The sequence below is a fragment of the Nocardioides thalensis genome, assembly GCF_013410655.1.
GTDB lineage: Bacteria > Actinomycetota > Actinomycetes > Propionibacteriales > Nocardioidaceae > Nocardioides > Nocardioides thalensis.
In genome coordinates this window covers 3363666-3379780 of sequence record NZ_JACCFP010000001.1, presented here as the reverse complement: position 1 = coordinate 3379780, position 16115 = coordinate 3363666, and the positions used below count along the sequence as shown (strand labels likewise).

The 16115-nt window shown below is 70.6% G+C and carries 15 protein-coding genes; 10 read left to right on the top strand and 5 right to left on the bottom strand.

Annotation, left to right across the window (positions count from 1 at the left end):
- Positions 1 to 70 precede the first annotated feature (70 nt).
- Positions 71 to 1300: an MFS transporter gene (locus HNR19_RS16485; RefSeq protein WP_343047238.1), complete on the top strand. Its 1230-nt coding sequence runs from the start codon at positions 71 to 73 to the stop codon at positions 1298 to 1300.
- Between the two features lie 9 nt (positions 1301 to 1309).
- Here HNR19_RS16485 and HNR19_RS16480 read toward each other — a convergent pair whose 3' ends face one another.
- Complete coding sequence (locus HNR19_RS16480) at positions 1310 to 1930, bottom strand: DUF4328 domain-containing protein (RefSeq protein WP_179668923.1); 621 nt, start codon at positions 1928 to 1930, stop codon at positions 1310 to 1312.
- A 133-nt stretch (positions 1931 to 2063) separates the two neighbouring features.
- Between HNR19_RS16480 and trpS the strand changes: the two genes are divergently transcribed.
- From trpS to HNR19_RS16450, 6 genes are all read left to right on the top strand, one after another.
- Positions 2064 to 3140, top strand: coding sequence for a tryptophan--tRNA ligase (gene trpS / locus HNR19_RS16475; RefSeq protein WP_179668922.1), 1077 nt, complete (start codon positions 2064 to 2066; stop codon positions 3138 to 3140).
- The gene (locus HNR19_RS16470; RefSeq protein ID WP_246303531.1) at positions 3140 to 3685 is read left to right on the top strand and encodes a 2'-5' RNA ligase family protein; all 546 of its coding nucleotides are present in this window, start codon (positions 3140 to 3142) and stop codon (positions 3683 to 3685) included. The genes trpS and HNR19_RS16470 overlap by 1 nt, the downstream gene beginning before the upstream one ends.
- A gap of 34 nt (positions 3686 to 3719) precedes the next feature.
- Positions 3720 to 4781 carry a YihY/virulence factor BrkB family protein gene (locus tag HNR19_RS16465; protein ID WP_179668921.1) on the top strand — a complete coding sequence of 354 codons (1062 nt, stop codon included), beginning with the start codon at positions 3720 to 3722 and terminating at the stop codon, positions 4779 to 4781.
- Positions 4778 to 5017 carry an SCO4848 family membrane protein gene (locus HNR19_RS16460; protein WP_246303530.1) on the top strand — a complete coding sequence of 80 codons (240 nt, stop codon included), beginning with the start codon at positions 4778 to 4780 and terminating at the stop codon, positions 5015 to 5017. Before HNR19_RS16465 ends, HNR19_RS16460 begins: the two co-directional genes overlap by 4 nt.
- Before the next feature lie 84 nt (positions 5018 to 5101).
- Positions 5102 to 6973: an ELWxxDGT repeat protein gene (locus HNR19_RS16455; protein ID WP_179668920.1), complete on the top strand. Its 1872-nt coding sequence runs from the start codon at positions 5102 to 5104 to the stop codon at positions 6971 to 6973.
- Positions 6970 to 8055 (top strand): TIGR03032 family protein, encoded by a 1086-nt coding sequence (locus HNR19_RS16450; protein ID WP_179668919.1) that lies wholly within the window; start codon positions 6970 to 6972, stop codon positions 8053 to 8055. Before HNR19_RS16455 ends, HNR19_RS16450 begins: the two co-directional genes overlap by 4 nt.
- Before the next feature lie 10 nt (positions 8056 to 8065).
- Here the strand turns inward: HNR19_RS16450 and HNR19_RS16445 are convergent, their stop codons facing one another.
- From HNR19_RS16445 to HNR19_RS16430, 4 genes are all read right to left on the bottom strand, one after another.
- Positions 8066 to 8758 (bottom strand): hypothetical protein, encoded by a 693-nt coding sequence (locus tag HNR19_RS16445; RefSeq protein WP_179668918.1) that lies wholly within the window; start codon positions 8756 to 8758, stop codon positions 8066 to 8068.
- An 89-nt stretch (positions 8759 to 8847) separates the two neighbouring features.
- The gene (locus HNR19_RS16440) at positions 8848 to 9591 is read right to left on the bottom strand and encodes a succinate dehydrogenase/fumarate reductase iron-sulfur subunit (RefSeq protein WP_179670327.1); all 744 of its coding nucleotides are present in this window, start codon (positions 9589 to 9591) and stop codon (positions 8848 to 8850) included.
- Positions 9592 to 9638: 47 nt separating this feature from the next.
- Positions 9639 to 11660, bottom strand: coding sequence for a fumarate reductase/succinate dehydrogenase flavoprotein subunit (locus HNR19_RS16435; protein WP_179670326.1), 2022 nt, complete (start codon positions 11658 to 11660; stop codon positions 9639 to 9641).
- Positions 11661 to 11687: 27 nt separating this feature from the next.
- On the bottom strand, positions 11688 to 12401 hold the full coding sequence (locus HNR19_RS16430) for a succinate dehydrogenase cytochrome b subunit (protein ID WP_343047237.1): 714 nt from the start codon (positions 12399 to 12401) through the stop codon (positions 11688 to 11690).
- Between the two features lie 229 nt (positions 12402 to 12630).
- Between HNR19_RS16430 and HNR19_RS16425 the strand changes: the two genes are divergently transcribed.
- The 3 genes from HNR19_RS16425 to HNR19_RS16415 are packed head-to-tail and all read left to right on the top strand — an operon-like array spanning position 12631 to position 16101.
- Positions 12631 to 13422 (top strand): hypothetical protein, encoded by a 792-nt coding sequence (locus HNR19_RS16425; RefSeq protein ID WP_343047236.1) that lies wholly within the window; start codon positions 12631 to 12633, stop codon positions 13420 to 13422.
- A gap of 2 nt (positions 13423 to 13424) precedes the next feature.
- The gene (locus tag HNR19_RS16420; RefSeq protein ID WP_179668916.1) at positions 13425 to 15272 is read left to right on the top strand and encodes a fumarate reductase/succinate dehydrogenase flavoprotein subunit; all 1848 of its coding nucleotides are present in this window, start codon (positions 13425 to 13427) and stop codon (positions 15270 to 15272) included.
- A gap of 58 nt (positions 15273 to 15330) precedes the next feature.
- Positions 15331 to 16101: a succinate dehydrogenase/fumarate reductase iron-sulfur subunit gene (locus HNR19_RS16415; RefSeq protein WP_179668915.1), complete on the top strand. Its 771-nt coding sequence runs from the start codon at positions 15331 to 15333 to the stop codon at positions 16099 to 16101.
- The last annotated feature ends 14 nt before the right edge of the window (positions 16102 to 16115 follow it).

Genomic DNA, 16115 nt, shown 5'->3' with positions numbered 1-16115 from the left:
CACACCGCCGACGGGCGGTTCCGGGCCGCCGGCGGAATGCCCCGACCTTCCGGCGGTGTTGCAGCCACACGTGACCTCTCCCGCCGCGACCACCGAGACCGCCGACCCGACCCCCGACGTACGCACGTCGCGGCCGGCTCTCGCGATCCTCGCCCTGGCGTTCGGCGGGTTCACGATCGGCACGACCGAGTTCGTCACCATGGGCGTGCTCCCCGAGGTCGCGCGCGGCGTCGACGTCTCGGTGCCGACGGCGGGCCACGTGATCTCGGCCTACGCGCTCGGCGTCGTGGTCGGCGTGCCGTTCCTCGCGTTCTTCGGGGCCGCGCTCCCGCGCCGCGCGATGCTGGTCGGCCTGATGACGGCGTACGCCGCCGGCAACCTCGTGAGCGCCGCCGCGCCGAGCTTCGAGGTGCTGACGGCCGCGCGCTTCCTCGACGGCCTGCCGCACGGCGCCTACTTCGGTGTCGCGAGCCTGGTCGCGGCCAGCCTCGTCGTGCCCGCACGCCGTGGCCGCGCGGTGGCGAGCGTGATGCTGGGCCTGTCGGTCGCCAACGTGCTCGGCGTGCCGACCGCGACCTGGCTCGGCCAGCAGGTGGGCTGGCGGGCGACGTACCTCGTCTGCGCGGTGCTCGCCGCGCTGACGGTCGCGCTGATCCTCGCCGTGGTGCCGTCGGTGCCCGGCGACAGCGAGGCGAGCGGCCGCCGCGAGGCCGGCTCGTTCTTCACCAACGGCCAGGTCTGGCTGACGATGGCCGCCGGTGCGATCGGCTTCGGCGGGATGTTCGCGATCTACTCGTACGTCGCGAAGACCGTCACCGACGTGGGCGGGCTGGAGCGCGGGGCCGTGCCGCTCTTCGTGCTCGCGCTGGGTCTCGGCATGGTCGTCGGCACCTGGCTCGCGGGCGAGCTCGCAGCCTGGTCGGTGTTCCGCAGCCTGCTGCTGTCGTCGGTCGGCGGGGTCGTGATCATGCTCGTCTACTTCGCCGCCGCGCCCGGCGGCTGGGTGCTGCTCCCTGTCGCGTTCCTGACCACGGCGATCGCCTCGGTCCTGGTCATCAACCTGCAGTTGCGGCTGATGGACGTCGCGGGCGACGCGGTCACGCTGGGGGCGGCCATGAACCACGCCGCCCTCAACATCGCCAACGCGCTCGGCGCCTGGCTCGGCGGCCTGGTGATCGCCGCCGGCCACGGATACCGGGCACCCGCGCTCGTCGGCGCCGGGCTGTCGGTGCTCGGCCTGGGCCTGCTGCTGTGGTCCGCCGCCGTGCACCGTCGAGACGGGGCTGCGGCCGCGCGCTGAGCGCGCGGTTCAGACGGCGGCGGCGATCCGCGCCTCTTGTGCCGCGGTGATCGAGCGGACCAGCCGGCACCACTGAACACAGGCGACCGCGACCGCCACGCCGCCGATGCTCTCGAACACGGGCAGGGCAGCGACGATGTCGGCGTCGGTGGACGACATCAGCCGCGCGGTCACCCGACTGTCGATGATGTACACCAGCCACGCCGTCCACCAGAGCCCGAGGCCGACCGTTGGCACGGCGGAGGTGGAGCTGTTGTCCCGGACGTCCCGGACGACCTGGTAGGGGAACCAGAACGAGACGATCGGCACCCACCAGCCGAGCCACACCCACACCGGGCGGCGGGTGTGCGAGAACCGGGGCGAGATGATCTGGGCCGTCTTCCGCGCCGACTGGAGCCACACGCAGGCGACGATGTAGGTGGCGATCATCACCGGGAACAGCAGCAGCTCGAACGCGTCGTAAGCGGTGAAGACGTCGTACGACGAACCGCCGCGCTCGACGACGGCCGCGAACTCGTCAGCGGCCGGGAACGAGGTGAGGACCGTCACCAGCTCGGCCGCAGTCCACGCGATCGCGAGCACCGTCGTGGCGACGGCTAGGCCGAACGGCGCTCGCGGACGTGTCGCCATCGGGCCATACGGCCAGGCGCCTTGGGTAGTGCCGGCCGGCTCTGGTGCATTGGGGTTGGTCACCGGCGAAGTGTAAAGACACACACGGCAACCCGTTTCCCGGCGACGGCCGGCGCCTGAGAGAATCACCCGCATGTCCGCCACGACCGAGCAGCCGCTGCCCGAGACGGCGCCGCCGGCCACGTCCGGGGGAGGCGCCCGCCCGCGGGTGCTCTCCGGGATCCAGCCGACCGCCGACTCGTTCCACTTCGGGAACTACCTCGGTGCGCTCCGGCAGTGGGTGGACCTCCAGCGCGACCACCAGCCGTTCTTCTTCATCGCCGACCTGCACGCGATCACGGTCGAGCAGGACCCCAAGGTGCTCCGCCAGCGCACCCTCGTCGCCGCCGCGCAGCTGCTCGCCGCCGGCATCGATCCAGCGCGGTCGGCCGTCTTCGTGCAGAGCCAGCTGCCCGAGCACGCGCAGCTCGGCTGGGTGCTCAACTGCCTGACCGGCTTCGGCGAGGCCCGGCGGATGACCCAGTTCAAGGACAAGTCCGCCAAGCAGGGGGAGGGCGCGGCCTCGGTGGGCCTGTTCACCTACCCGATCCTGCAGGCGGCCGACATCCTGCTCTACCGGCCGCACTACGTGCCCGTCGGCGAGGACCAGCGCCAGCACCTCGAGCTCACCCGCGACCTCGCGCAGCGCTTCAACAGCCGCTACAAGAAGACGTTCCGGGTGCCCGAGCCCTACATCCTCAAGTCCACCGCGAAGATCTACGACCTCCAGAACCCCGAGAAACAGATGTCGAAGAGCATCGGCGGCAGCGGGTGCATCTGGCTGCTCGACGAGCCGAAGGTCACCGCGAAGCGGATCCGCTCCGCCGTCACCGACTCCGGCTCCGAGATCCGCTTCGACGCCCAGGCCAAGCCCGGCATCAGCAACCTGCTCACGATCCACTCGGCGCTGAGCGGCGAGCCGATCAGCGCGCTCGAGGAGCAGTACGCCGGCAGGGGCTACGGCGACCTCAAGGGCGAGGTGGCCGAGCTCGTCGTAGGGTTCGTGACCCCGTTCCGGGAGCGCACCCTGGAGCTGCTCGACGACCAGGACCACCTGATGAAGGTGCTCGCCCAGGGGGCCGAGACGGCCGGCAGCGTCGCCCGCGCGACGCTGCGCGACGTCTACCAGCGCGTGGGCTTCGTCGCTCCGACGGGGGCGGTACCGAGCTGATGTCGACGTTCCGCACCGAGCCGCCCGGGGGCTCCGACGGGATGACGACCATCGGCGTCGCGATCGAGGTGCCCGAGCCGTGGGCCACCGAGCTCCACGAGTTCCGCCTGTCGGTCGGCGACCCCACCGCCGCCGGCGTGCCCACGCACATCACGCTCATCCCGCCGATGGCGATCGACGGCGACCTCGCCGGCATCGAGCAGCACCTCGCCGAGGCGGCCGCCGGCCGGGCACCGTTCCGCGTCCACCTGCGCGGAACGGGCACGTTCCGGCCCGTCTCCCCGGTCGTCTTCGTCGGCCTGGTCGAAGGGATCTCCGAGTGCGAGCTGCTCGCGGACGCCGTACGGCGTGGACCGCTGGCCGTCGACCTCGACTTCCCCTACCACCCGCACGTGACCGTCGCCCATCACGTCGGCGACGCCGCGCTGGACCGGGCGTTCGAGGAGCTCGCCGGCTTCGAGTGCGTCTTCGACGTGACCGAGTTCCAGCTCTACGTGCACCACGGCCCGGCCGGCTGGAAGGCGACCCGCAGCTTCCCGCTCTGACCCAACGCCTGTCGCTCATGGAACGGGGGAACCGATGGTCTTCGACGGGGTGAAGCGACGGCTCGAGGCCGCGCGCGAGCGCTGGCCGGTGCTCGACCACGCCCTCCGCACGGTGGGCCACTACAGCGGCGTGAACGGCAGCCAGCATGCCGGGGGGGTCACCTACTTCGCGTTCCTGTCGGTGTTCCCGGTCCTGGCGTTGGCGTTCTTCGCGGTCGGTTGGATCGCCCGGGTCTACCCCGACGCCAACGACGCCCTGGTCAAGGCCATCGAGGACGTGCTGCCGGGCATCATCGGCAGCCGGGACAACGAGATCTCCCTGACGGAGATCGAGGAGGCCGGGCGCATCGTCGGCCCGATCGGTCTCGTCGGCGTGCTGTACGCCGGGCTGGGCTGGCTGTCCGCGCTCCGCAGCGCGCTGGTGGCGGTGTTCGAGGAGCCCGCCCGGATGCTGCCGGGCTTCGTGTCCGGGAAGGTGCGCGACCTGGTGTCGCTCGTCCTCCTCGGGGTGGTGCTCCTGACCAGCGTCGGCGTCTCGGGGGTGGCGACGCGGATCTCCGGCTGGATCCTCGAGGAGCTCGGGCTCGGCTCCGAGCTCGGCTGGCTGCTCTGGGTGCTCGGCATCCTGCTGGGCGTCGCGGCCAGCACGCTGCTGTTCTTCCTGATGTTCCGGCTGCTCGCCCAGCCGCCGACCCCACGGCGCTCGCTGTGGGCGGGCGCGCTGCTGGGCGGCATCGGGTTCGAGCTGCTCAAGCAGCTCTCCGGCGTGCTGCTCTCGACCACCAGGGGGCAGCCGGCGTTCCAGGCGTTCGGGATCGCGCTGATCCTCCTGGTCTGGATCAACTACTTCTCGCAGGTCGTGCTGTACGCCGCCGCGTGGGCGCACACCAGCCCCGCCGCGCGCGCCCAGCGCGACACCGGCCCGGCGAGCGTGCAGGGGCCGCAGTCCCCGCCGCTGGCGTGGCGCGAGAGGATCGAGGCCGAGCACGGGCCCCCGCGAGGGCTCGTCGCGCGGTCGGCCGCCCCATTCGCCGCCGGGGTCGCCACGGTGGTCGCCGCGGCCGCCGTACTGAGGAAGAGACGAGGAGCTGGATGAGCACCGAGATGTCGTTCGAGCGCAAGCACGCGATCCTGCTGTTGGCCGTGGCCGAGTGGAACGTCCTGACGTTCGGCAACTTCGCGAAGAACCTCTACTCGGCCTACGAGTCCGGCGAGGACCGCGCGGCCGGCTACTGGATCGCCCACACCGTGCTGATCGTCGTGAACTTCGCGATCGCCGCCGCCCTCGGCTCGCTCGGGCTCAAGGCGCTGCGCGCAAGCAAGCGACCGTAACGGAACCAAACCGGCCCCGTCCCGCGTCGTCTGGATGCATACTCAGCGCGCGAGGCTTTCTCGCGAGGACGAACGGGGAGGCCGATGAGCCGACGACAGCGCACCGCACGGGATCGGGCACACCGGGCGCAGGTCGCCCGGGCCAAGGAGCTGCGGCGCCGCGCCCGCGCTCGTCGGGCCGCGACGGCCGCCACGGCCGCGGTGACGCTGGCCGGCACCGGTGCCGCCGCCCTGACCGCCCCGTCCGCAGCGGCGGCCGGCGCGGACCAGCGGGCGACCGCCCTGCTGTCGTGCGAAGGCGCCACCACGCCCGGCAGCTCGCCCGACAACCTGACCGACGTCGACGGCACGATGTTCTTCACCGCCTCCGACGGGGCCGGCAGTGCCCTGTGGCGCACCGACGGCACCGCGAACGGAACGGTCCGGCTCAAGAGGCTCGGCTCCGACGGTGAGGGCGACTACGACCACGACTACGGCCGCAGCAGCCTGGTCGCGGCCGGCGGCGCGCTCTTCTTCACCGCCGACGGCGAGGACGGCGACGAGCTCTGGCGCTCCGACGGCACCCGCTCCGGCACCGTCCTGGTCAAGCACTTCAGCACGGACGAGGAGAGCTACTACAACGGCATCTCCAACCTGACGGCCGCCGGCGACACGCTGTTCTTCACCGCCGACGACGGCACCCACGGCGAGGAGCTGTGGAAGTCCGACGGCACCAAGGCCGGCACCGTCCTGGTCAAGGACATCCTTCCCGCCGACAACGAGGACGAGTACAGCGAGTACTACGGCGGACCGTCGGACCTGGCCGCCGTCGGCGACTCGCTGTTCTTCAGCGCCGACAACGGCGAGGACGGCAAGGAGCTGTGGACGTCGGACGGCACCCGCGTCGGCACGGTGATGGTCAAGGACGTCCACCCCGGCGCCTACGACAGCGAGCCGACCGAGCTGACCGCCGCGGGCGATCACCTCTTCTTCCGGGCCAGGGACGGGCAGCACGGCCAGGAGCTGTGGCGGTCGGACGGCACGCCCGGCGGCACCGCCATGGTGAAGAACATCCTTCCCGGCACCAAGTCGGGGCGGCCGACCGGGTTCGCCGCCATGGGCGACTCGGTCTTCTTCACCGCCAACGACGACGACGGCAGCGAGGGTCGCGACCTGTGGACCTCCGACGGCACCGACGCGGGCACCGTCCTGGTCGAGGACTTCAACGGCGGGGACGACGAGTACTACGGGGTGGACGGCCTCGAGGTCGTCGGCGACCGGCTGTTCTTCGCGGCCCCGGACGAGAGCCACGGGCTCGAGCTGTGGTCCTCCGACGGCTCCGAGGCGGGGACGGTGCTGGTCAAGGACATCCGCCCGGGTGAGTACGCCGGCTACCCGAGCGGGCTGACCGAGGTCGCCGGCACGCTGTTCTTCACCGCGAGGGACGGCGCCCACGGGCGCGAGCTCTGGCGCTCCGACGGCACCGACGCGGGGACCACCATGGTCGAGGACATCGGGCCCGGCACCAAGGAGCGGAGCCCCAACGAGCTGACCGAGTCCGGTGACGTGCTCTACTTCGCCGCCGACGACCGCGCCCACGGCGAGGAGCTGTGGCGCTCCGACGGCACGGCCGACGGCACCGAGATGGTGGCGGACATCAACCGCGGCGGCGAGCTCTACGTCTCCTCGCGGGCGCGGGCCGACCGGGAGACGGGCGCGGTGCGGGTCCGGGTGTACGTCGACAGCGCCGGGCTGGTCACCGCCGACCCGGTCGACTCGACCCTCTTCAAGCACGTGGAGCGGGAGGTCACCGGTCCGGGTGGCGACGAGCTCTACCTGACGCTCGAGCCGACCCGGAAGGCCAAGCGGCAGCTGCGCCGTACCGGCGAGGTCGAGGTGCGCGCCAAGTTCACCTTCACCTCGTGCGGCGGGGGCAAGAGCAGCGTGACCAAGCGGTACACCCTGAGCATGCGGTGACGGCGCCGGACGCCGCGCCCCTTCCTCCCACGGGAACCCGCGGGCCGACCGAGGTCCGGTTCCACCACAGCACCGGGCTCCCGGCGCTCCTGTCGGAAGCGGGCTGCTCGCTCCTCGTCTCCACCTACCAGGCGGGCCAGGTCGTCGCCGTCGGCGTCGCGGAGGAGCAGCTCACCTTCTCGTTCCGGCGCTTCGACAAGGCGATGGGCCTGGCCCTCGGTGCCGACGTCCTCGCCGTCGCCGGCAAGGGACAGGTCTGGATGCTGCGCGACCACTCCGACCTCGCACCGCGGATGGCGCCGCCCGGCCGCCACGACCGGTGCTGGCTGCCGCGCTCCTCGACGGTCACCGGCGAGATCGCGTGCCACGAGATCGCGTGGGGGACCGCCCCGGACGGCAGTCCTGACCTCTGGATCGTCAACACCCGCTTCTCCTGCCTGGCCGGCCTCGACCACCGCTACAGCTTCGTGCCCCGCTGGCGACCGCCGTTCATCTCGAGCCTGGCGCCGCAGGACCGGTGCCACCTCAACGGCCTCGCGATGCGTGACGGCGCGCCGGCGTACGTGACCGTCATGGCCCGCACCGACGAGCCGGGCGGGTGGCGCGCGTCGCGCAACGACACCGGCGCCGTGCTCGACGTGGCGTCGGGCGCGCCGGTCACCACCGGTCTCGCCATGCCGCACTCTCCGCGGTGGCACGACGGGCGGCTCTACGTGCTCAACTCCGGCCTGGGCCGGCTCGAGACGGTCGACCCCGCGACCGGGCAGCGCGACGTCGTCGCGGCCGTCCCCGGCTACGCGCGCGGACTCGCCCTCCACGGAGACCTCGCGTTCGTCGGCCTCTCCCGGATCCGGGAGACGTCGACGTTCGGTGGCGTGCCGATCGCGGCCTACCACGACCAGCTCAAGTGCGGGGTCGGCGTGATCCAGCTCAGCACCGGCACCACGGTCGGCACGCTCGAGTTCGCCTCCGGGGTGGAGGAGATCTTCGACGTCCAGGTGGCTCCCGGCGCCCGCTGCCCGACCTTCGGCGAGTCCGCCGGGGAGGGCGACGACGTCTGGGTCGTGCCGCAGCAGGCCTGAGCCGCCGCCGCTACTGGCGGTCGATCTCGAACGCCCCGCAGCCCACGTTGCTCACGGTGCCGGCGATCGTCTGCGGCTGGCGCTCGGTGATCAGGGCGTTGAGGCCGACCATCACGAAGCCCTCGGGCCGGTCGATCCACTCCAGGCGGCGCAGCCGCAGCTTGCCGTCCTCGAGGAAGCCCTTCATCCGGTAGCTGCCCTCGGGGACGTCGGGGTTCGACGGGATCTTGCGGAAGTGGAAGACCGCGGTGAGCTCTCCCGCGGCCGCGCCCTCGCTGATCTCCAGCGACAGGCCGGTGTCGCCCTGGCCGCACTCGTAGGCGCCCTCCCAGCTGCCGACCACGTCGGAGGTGTCGACCCGCACGGTCGGTGACGGCGTCTCGGTCTCCGGAGTGGGCTCGGGGGCGGCCTCCGTCGACTCCGCGGCCGACGGCTCGGGTGTGGCGATGGTCGCCTCGTCGTCGGGGGGTCCCGGATCGTCGGGCTCGGAGGTCGTGGTGTCGTCGTCGGCGTCGTCGTCACCCAGCACGGCGAACCCGGCGGCGACGCCGACCCCCAGCAGCACCAGGACGGCGACGATGATCCCGATGATCAGGCCCCACCGCGTACGCCGCGCGGGCGGCGGGGGCGGCATCGGCGCTCCCGGCGGCGGTCCTGGCTGCCAGCCGGACGGCGGCGGTGGCGGCGGTGGAGTGCTCCCCATGTTTCCTCCCGAGATCGTGGACGAGTGAATTTATACGCGAAGCGGGCCGCGGCATGTCGCCGCGGCCCGCCTCGTGGATGGGTCCTGCCTCAGTGGCCGTGCTTCATCGCCGTCCGGAGGTCCTTGTTGAGCTGGCTGATGACGTCCAGCGGGATCTCCTTCGGGCACGCAGCGGCGCACTCGCCGATGTTGGTGCAGCCGCCGAAGCCCTCGTAGTCGTGCTGGCCGACCATGTCGACGACCCGGTCCCAGCGCTCGGGCTGGCCCTGCGGCAGCTCGCCGAGGTGGGTGATCTTGGCGCCGAGGAACAGCGAGGCCGAGCCGTTGGGGCAGGCCGCCACGCACGCGCCGCAGCCGATGCACGTCGCGACGTTGAACGCGCGCATCGCCTTGTCGCGGGGGACCGGCACCGAGTTGGCCTCGGGCGCCGAGCCGGTGTTGGCGGAGATGAACCCGCCGGACTGGATGATCCGGTCGAACGCGCCACGGTCGACCACCAGGTCCTTGATGACCGGGAAGGCGCTGGCCCGCCACGGCTCGATGGTGATCGTCTCGCCGTCCTTGAACGAGCGCATGTGCAGCTGGCAGGTCGTGGTGACCTCGGGGCCGTGCGGCTCGCCGTTGATCATCAGCGAGCAGGTGCCGCAGATGCCCTCGCGACAGTCGGAGTCGAACGCGATCGGCTCCTCGCCGTTGGCGTTGAGCTGCTCGTTGAGGACGTCGAGCATCTCCAGGAAGCTCATGTCCTGCGAGATCCCCGAGACCTCGTAGGTGTGCAGCGAGCCGCGGTCGGCGGCGTCGGCCTGGCGCCAGATGCGCAGGGTCAGGTTCATCCCGGACTGCTCGGCCGCGGTGTCGGTCGGGTTCACTTCGGTCGCGCTCACTTGTAGCTCCGCTGCTTCATCTCGATGGCGGTGTAGACGAGGTCCTCCTTGTGGAGGATGGGCGGCTCGTCGCCTTCCGTGAACTCCCAGGCGGCGACGTAGGCGAACTCGTCGTCGTGACGCAGCGCCTCACCGTCCTCGGTCTGGGACTCCGCGCGAAAGTGGCCGCCGCAGGACTCGCGCCGGTTGAGGGCGTCGATGCACATCAGCTCACCGAGCTCGATGAAGTCCGCGACGCGGCCGGCCTTCTCGAGGCTCTGGTTGAGGGTGTCGGCCGAGCCGAGCACCTTGAGGTTGCTCCAGAAGTCGGCCTTGAGCTCGCGGATCATGTCGATCGCCTTGCGCAGCCCCTCGGCCGTGCGCTCCATGCCGCAGTACTCCCACATGATGTGGCCGAGCTCCTTGTGGTAGCTGTCGACCGAGCGGGTGCCGTTGATGGAGAGGAACTTCTGGATGCGGTCCTCGACCGACTTCCGCGCCTCGACGACGGCCTCGTGGGACTCGTCGATCTTGTCGAACGGGCCGTCGGCCAGGTAGTCGCGGATGGTGTGCGGCAGCACGAAGTAGCCGTCGGCCAGGCCCTGCATCAGCGCGGAGGCGCCGAGCCGGTTGGCTCCGTGGTCGGAGAAGTTGGCCTCGCCGGTGACGAACAGGCCGGGGATCGTCGACTGCAGGTCGTAGTCGACCCACAGGCCGCCCATGACGTAGTGCACGGCGGGGTAGATCCGCATCGGGACCTCGTAGGGGTTCTCACCCGTGATCCGCTCGTACATGTCGAAGAGGTTGTCGTACTTCTCGCGGACGGCGTCCTCGCCGAGGCGCTCGATGGCGTCCTTGAAGTCGAGGTAGACGCCGCGCCGGAAGTCGCCGACCATCGGGCCCACGCCGCGACCCTCGTCGCACATGTTCTTGGCCTGGCGGGAGGCGATGTCGCGGGGGACCAGGTTGCCGAAGGACGGGTAGATCCGCTCCAGGTAGTAGTCGCGGTCCTCCTCGGGGATGTCCCGCGGGTCCTTGGTGCAGTCCTCCTTCTTCTTCGGCACCCAGATCCGGCCGTCGTTGCGGAGCGACTCGCTCATCAGCGTCAGCTTGGACTGGTGGTCGCCGGAGACCGGGATGCAGGTCGGGTGGATCTGCGTGTAGCAGGGGTTCGCCATGTAGGCGCCCTTGCGGTGCGCGCGCCACGCGGCGGTGACGTTGGACCCCATCGCGTTGGTCGAGAGGAAGAAGACGTTGCCGTAGCCGCCCGAGGCGAGCACGACCACGTCGGCGAGGTGGGTCTCGATCTCGCCGGTGACCATGTTGCGCGCGATGATGCCGCGCGCGCGGCCGTCGGCGACGATGACCTCGAGCATCTCGTGGCGGGTGAACTCCTCCACGGTGCCGGCCGCGACCTGGCGCTGCATCGCCTGGTAGGCGCCGATCAGCAGCTGCTGGCCGGTCTGGCCGCGGGCGTAGAACGTGCGGGACACCTGCACGCCGCCGAACGAGCGGTTGTCGAGCAGGCCGCCGTACTCGCGGGCGAAGGGGACGCCCTGCGCGACGCACTGGTCGATGATGTTGACGCTGACCTCGGCCAGTCGGTAGACGTTCGACTCCCGCGAGCGGTAGTCGCCGCCCTTGACCGTGTCGTAGAAGAGCCGGTGGACGGAGTCGCCGTCCTCCTTGTAGTTCTTCGCCGCGTTGATGCCGCCCTGGGCGGCGATCGAGTGCGCCCGGCGCGCGGAGTCCTGGTAGCAGAAGGACTTCACGTTGTAGCCGGCCTCGCCGAGCGTGGCGGCCGCGGCGCCACCGGCGAGGCCGGTGCCGACGATGATGATCGAGAGCTTGCGGCGGTTCGCCGGGTTGACGAGGCGGGCCTCGAACTTCCGGGTCTGCCAGCGGTCGGCGATGGGGCCCTGGGGCGCCTTGGTGTCGACGATCGGGTCGCCGAGCGTGTAGTAGCCGGCGGCGTCGTCGTACTGGCCCGGCGACGGCTCGTCGTGGGAGCGGTCGGACGTGAGGGTGGTGTCCGGCATGTCGGTCATGAAGGGATCCCGTTCCTGTCAGTCGATGATGCCGGCGAGGACGGCGAGCGGCACGAGCGAGAAGCCGCCCGCGATCACGATCGCCAGCGCGAGCGAGAACGTCTTGGCGGTCGCGCGGGCCTGCTGCGTGCTCGTCCAGCCGAGGGTCTGCAGCGAGCTCCAGACGCCGTGGTGCAGGTGGGCGCCGAGCATCGCCATCGCGGCCAGGTAGATGAGCGTCATCCACCACACGTCGAACGTGTCGACCAGCAGGTTGTAGGGGTCGTCGGTCTCCCCGCCCTGCACGTTGACCTTGCCGATCGTGAAGTTGACCAGGTGCCAGACCAGGAAGAGGAAGATCGTCAGGCCGCCGAAGCGCATCAGCCGGCTCGCCGGGATGGCGCCGGTGTGCTTCTTCACGGCGTACCTCACCGGGCGCGCCTTCTGCGCGCGTCGCCAGAGGACCACGGCGCAGACCACGTGGACGACGAGCGACACGATGAGGCCGGCCCGCATGATCCAGAGGAAGCCCTCGTGGGGGAGCAGCGGCTCGCCGAGCTCGCGGAGGTGGTGGGCGTACTCGTTGAACGCGTCGTGGCCGGAGAAGGCCTTGAGGTTCCCGTACATGTGCCCCAGCACGAAGCCGACGAACACGATGCCGCTGATCGCCATCAGGAGCTTCAGGGCGATCGAGGTGCGGTAGGCCCGCGTGCCCTCTTTGAGTCTGGGTGTCTTGGTCACTGGGTCTGCCACGACCGGTCACGTTACCGCGCAGCGGGACCCCGCCAGCATCGGGAGGAGTGTGACATTTGCCCGTAAGGCAACCCTTACTGCGCAGGCGGCGAACAATGCGGGACAGGCGGCGGGCGGCATGTCCACGGTGTGGCCCCTTTCACAAACCGCCGCGGGTGTGCAGACTCTGCCCCCGGAGGGACACCGCAGCTCGGACTGAGTGATCCGGAGGTACGTAGTGACGACTGGCGTGCGAGGCCCGACCCGGGCGCAGATCGAGGAAAGCACGCTCCGGACCGATCGCTGGTGGTTGTCGCCGCTCACGACGTTCGTCGTCTTCGGCGCGTTCGTCGTCTACGCGACGATCCGGGCGTTCATGGGCAGCGACTACTTCGCCGGAGTGCGCGAGGACCAGCCGCCGTACCTCTCGCCGTTCTACTCGCCCTGCCTCGGCGACTGCGTCGAGGGCTCCTCCGAGTTCGGGCAGCCGTTCGACTGGTGGCCGCTCTCGGCGGCGCTGATCATCCTGATCTTCCCCCTCGGCTTCCGGATGACCTGCTACTACTACCGGAAGGCCTACTACCGGACGTTCTGGCTCTCGCCGCCGGCGTGCGCGGTCGCCGAGCCGCACGGCAAGTACACCGGGGAGACCCGCTTCCCGCTGATCCTGCAGAACGTGCACCGCTACTTCTGGTACGTCGCCGTGCTGTTCGCCGTGCTGCTGACCTACGACGCGATCCTCGGCTTCCGCGACGAGCACCACGAGTGGGGGCACATGGGCCTCGGCACGGTGCTGATGCTCGTGAACGCCGCGCTCATCTGGCTCTACACGCTGTCGTGCCACTCGTGCCGCCACATCGTCGGCGGCCGGCTGCGGCACTTCTCGAAGCACCCCGTGCGCTACCGGCTGTGGACCTGGGTGTCGAAGCTGAACGGCTCCCACGCGAGGTACGCGTGGTACTCGCTGTTCTCCATCGCCCTCGTCGACCTCTACATCTTCCTGATCGCCAACGGCACCATCGACGACGTGAGGTTCTTCTGAGCATGACGACGAGTGAACGTCACCCGATGACCGGCAACGAGATGTCCGGCGCGGCCGAGGGCGGCATCGAGCGGCACACCTACGACGTGGTCGTCATCGGTGCCGGCGGCTCCGGCCTGCGGGCCGCGATCGCCGCCCACGAGGCGGGCGCGAACGTCGCGATCGTGTGCAAGTCGCTGCTCGGCAAGGCGCACACGGTGATGGCCGAGGGCGGCTGCGCCGCGGCGATGGGCAACCTCTATCCCGACGACAACTGGCAGGTGCACTTCCGCGACACCATGCGTGGCGGGAAGATGCTCAACAACTGGCGGATGGCCCAGCTGCACGCGCAGGAGGCCCCCGACCGGGTGATGGAGCTCGAGGACTGGGGCGCCCTGTTCGACCGGACGCCCGACGGCCTGATCAGCCAGCGCGACTTCGGCGGCCACCGCTACGCGCGGCTCGCCCACATCGGCGACCGCACCGGTCTCGAGATGATCCGCACCCTCCAGCAGCGCGCCGTCGCGCTCGGCATCGACGTCTACATGGAGTGCACGGTCACCGACCTGCTCAAGTCGGACGGCGCGATCGCGGGCGCGTTCGCCTACTGGCGGGAGACCGGCCGGTTCATCGTGTTCGAGGCGCCGAGCATCGTCCTCGCGACCGGCGGCTTCGGGAAGGCGTGGAAGGTCACCTCCAACTCGTGGGAGTACACCGGCGACGGGCACGCGCTCGCCCTGCGCGCCGGCGCGACGCTCATCAACATGGAGTGCGTGCAGTTCCACCCGACGGGCATGGTCTGGCCGCCGTCGGTCAAGGGGCTGCTGGTCACCGAGTCGGTCCGCGGCGACGGCGGCATCCTGAAGAACTCCGAGGGCCGCCGGTTCATGTTCGACCACATCCCGGAGTACTTCCGCTCGGAGACCGCGGACTCCGAGGAGGAGGCCGACCGGTGGTACGACGACAAGAAGAACAACCGGCGACCACCCGAGCTGCTGCCGCGTGACGAGGTGGCGCGGGCCATCAACGCGGAGGTGAAGGCCGGCCGGGGCACGCCCCACGGCGGCGTCTACCTCGACATCGCGTCGCGCCGTACGCCCGAGTTCATCAAGAAGCGGCTGCCGTCGATGTATCACCAGTTCAAGGAGCTGGCCGACGTCGACATCACGGCCGAGCCGATGGAGATCGGGCCCACCTGCCACTACGCGATGGGCGGCGTCGAGGTCGACCCCGACACCGAGGTCTCCGTGGTGCCGGGCCTGTACGCCGTGGGGGAGTGCTCCGGCGGCATGCACGGGTCCAACCGCCTCGGCGGCAACTCGCTGAGCGACCTGATCGTGTTCGGCAAGCGCGCCGGCGACGCCGCGGCGGCGTACGCCTCCGGGCTCGGGTCGCGACCGACCGTCTCCGACGGCGACGTCGCGGCCGCCCAGCAGGGCGCGCTGGCGCCGTTCGAGGTCGACGGCGGCGAGAACCCCTACACGATCCAGCAGGACCTCCAGCAGACGATGAACGACCTGGTCGGCATCATCCGCGAGGGCTCGGAGCTGGAGGAGGCGATCGTCCGGATCGACCAGTTCAAGGAGCGGGTCGGCCGGATGTCCGTCGAGGGGCACCGGCAGTACAACCCCGGCTGGCACCTGGCGATCGACCTGCGCAACATGCTCCTGGTCAGCGAGGCGGTCGCGAAGGCCGCGCTCGCGCGCCAGGAGTCGCGGGGCGGCCACACGCGCAACGACTTCCCGGGCCCCGATCCCGAGTGGGGCACCAAGAACCTCGTCGTGCGCCTCAACGCCGACGGCACCGGCGTCGACCTCACCGAGCAGGCGCTGCCCGAGATGCCCGACGACCTGAAGAAGTTCTTCGACTGACCGGTGGTCGAGGAGGCCCCCCAGGGCCGTCACGAGACCCAGCGAAGGGACAGCACACATGGGTTACCAGCTGAAGATGCGGGTGTGGCGCGGCGACCAGTCGGGCGGCGACCTCGGCGACTACACCGTGGAGGTCTCCGAGGGCGAGGTCGTGCTCGACGCGATCCACCGCCTCCAGGCGACCCAGGTCGGCGACCTCGCCGTGCGGTGGAACTGCAAGGCGGGCAAGTGCGGCTCGTGCAGCGCGGAGATCAACGGCCGGCCGCGGCTGCTCTGCATGACCCGGCTCTCCGACTACGACCCGTCCGAGACGATCACGGTCACGCCGATGCGCACGTTCCCGGTGATCCGCGACCTGGTGACGGACGTGTCGTTCAACTACGAGAAGGCCAAGGAGCTGCCATCGTTCGCGCCGCCGCCGCGCGACGCCGACGGCAAGCGCCGGATGGCGCAGATCGACGTCGAGCGGGGCCAGGAGTTCCGCAAGTGCATCGAGTGCTTCCTCTGCCAGAACACCTGCCACGTCGTGCGCGACCACGACGAGAACAAGCCGGCGTTCGCGGGCCCGCGCTTCTTCCTGAGGTACGCCGAGCTGGACATGCACCCGCTCGACACCCATGACCGGCGCGAGCTCGCCCAGGGCGCCGCCGGCCTGGGGATGTGCAACATCACCAAGTGCTGCACCGAGGTCTGTCCGGAGGGCATCAAGATCACCGACAACGCGATCATCCCGATGAAGGAGCGGGTCGTGGACAAGAGGTACGACCCGCTGGTGTGGCTCGGCAACAAGATCGGGCTGCGCAACAAGGACTACGACGGCCGCGATTGACGCCGAGTCGTCAC

What these genes read in the sequence shown, in the direction of transcription:
- HNR19_RS16480 (WP_179668923.1), bottom strand. Translation starts at nt 1,930, where the DNA reads ATGGCGACACGTCCGCGAGCGCCGTTCGGCCTAGCCGTCGCCACGACG.
- trpS (WP_179668922.1), top strand. Translation starts at nt 2,064, where the DNA reads ATGTCCGCCACGACCGAGCAGCCGCTGCCCGAGACGGCGCCGCCGGCC.
- HNR19_RS16470 (WP_246303531.1), top strand. Translation starts at nt 3,140, where the DNA reads ATGTCGACGTTCCGCACCGAGCCGCCCGGGGGCTCCGACGGGATGACG.
- HNR19_RS16465 (WP_179668921.1), top strand. Translation starts at nt 3,720, where the DNA reads ATGGTCTTCGACGGGGTGAAGCGACGGCTCGAGGCCGCGCGCGAGCGC.
- HNR19_RS16460 (WP_246303530.1), top strand. Translation starts at nt 4,778, where the DNA reads ATGAGCACCGAGATGTCGTTCGAGCGCAAGCACGCGATCCTGCTGTTG.
- HNR19_RS16455 (WP_179668920.1), top strand. Translation starts at nt 5,102, where the DNA reads ATGAGCCGACGACAGCGCACCGCACGGGATCGGGCACACCGGGCGCAG.
- HNR19_RS16445 (WP_179668918.1), bottom strand. Translation starts at nt 8,758, where the DNA reads ATGGGGAGCACTCCACCGCCGCCACCGCCGCCGTCCGGCTGGCAGCCA.
- HNR19_RS16440 (WP_179670327.1), bottom strand. Translation starts at nt 9,591, where the DNA reads ATGAACCTGACCCTGCGCATCTGGCGCCAGGCCGACGCCGCCGACCGC.
- HNR19_RS16435 (WP_179670326.1), bottom strand. Translation starts at nt 11,660, where the DNA reads ATGCCGGACACCACCCTCACGTCCGACCGCTCCCACGACGAGCCGTCG.
- HNR19_RS16420 (WP_179668916.1), top strand. Translation starts at nt 13,425, where the DNA reads ATGACGACGAGTGAACGTCACCCGATGACCGGCAACGAGATGTCCGGC.
- HNR19_RS16415 (WP_179668915.1), top strand. Translation starts at nt 15,331, where the DNA reads ATGGGTTACCAGCTGAAGATGCGGGTGTGGCGCGGCGACCAGTCGGGC.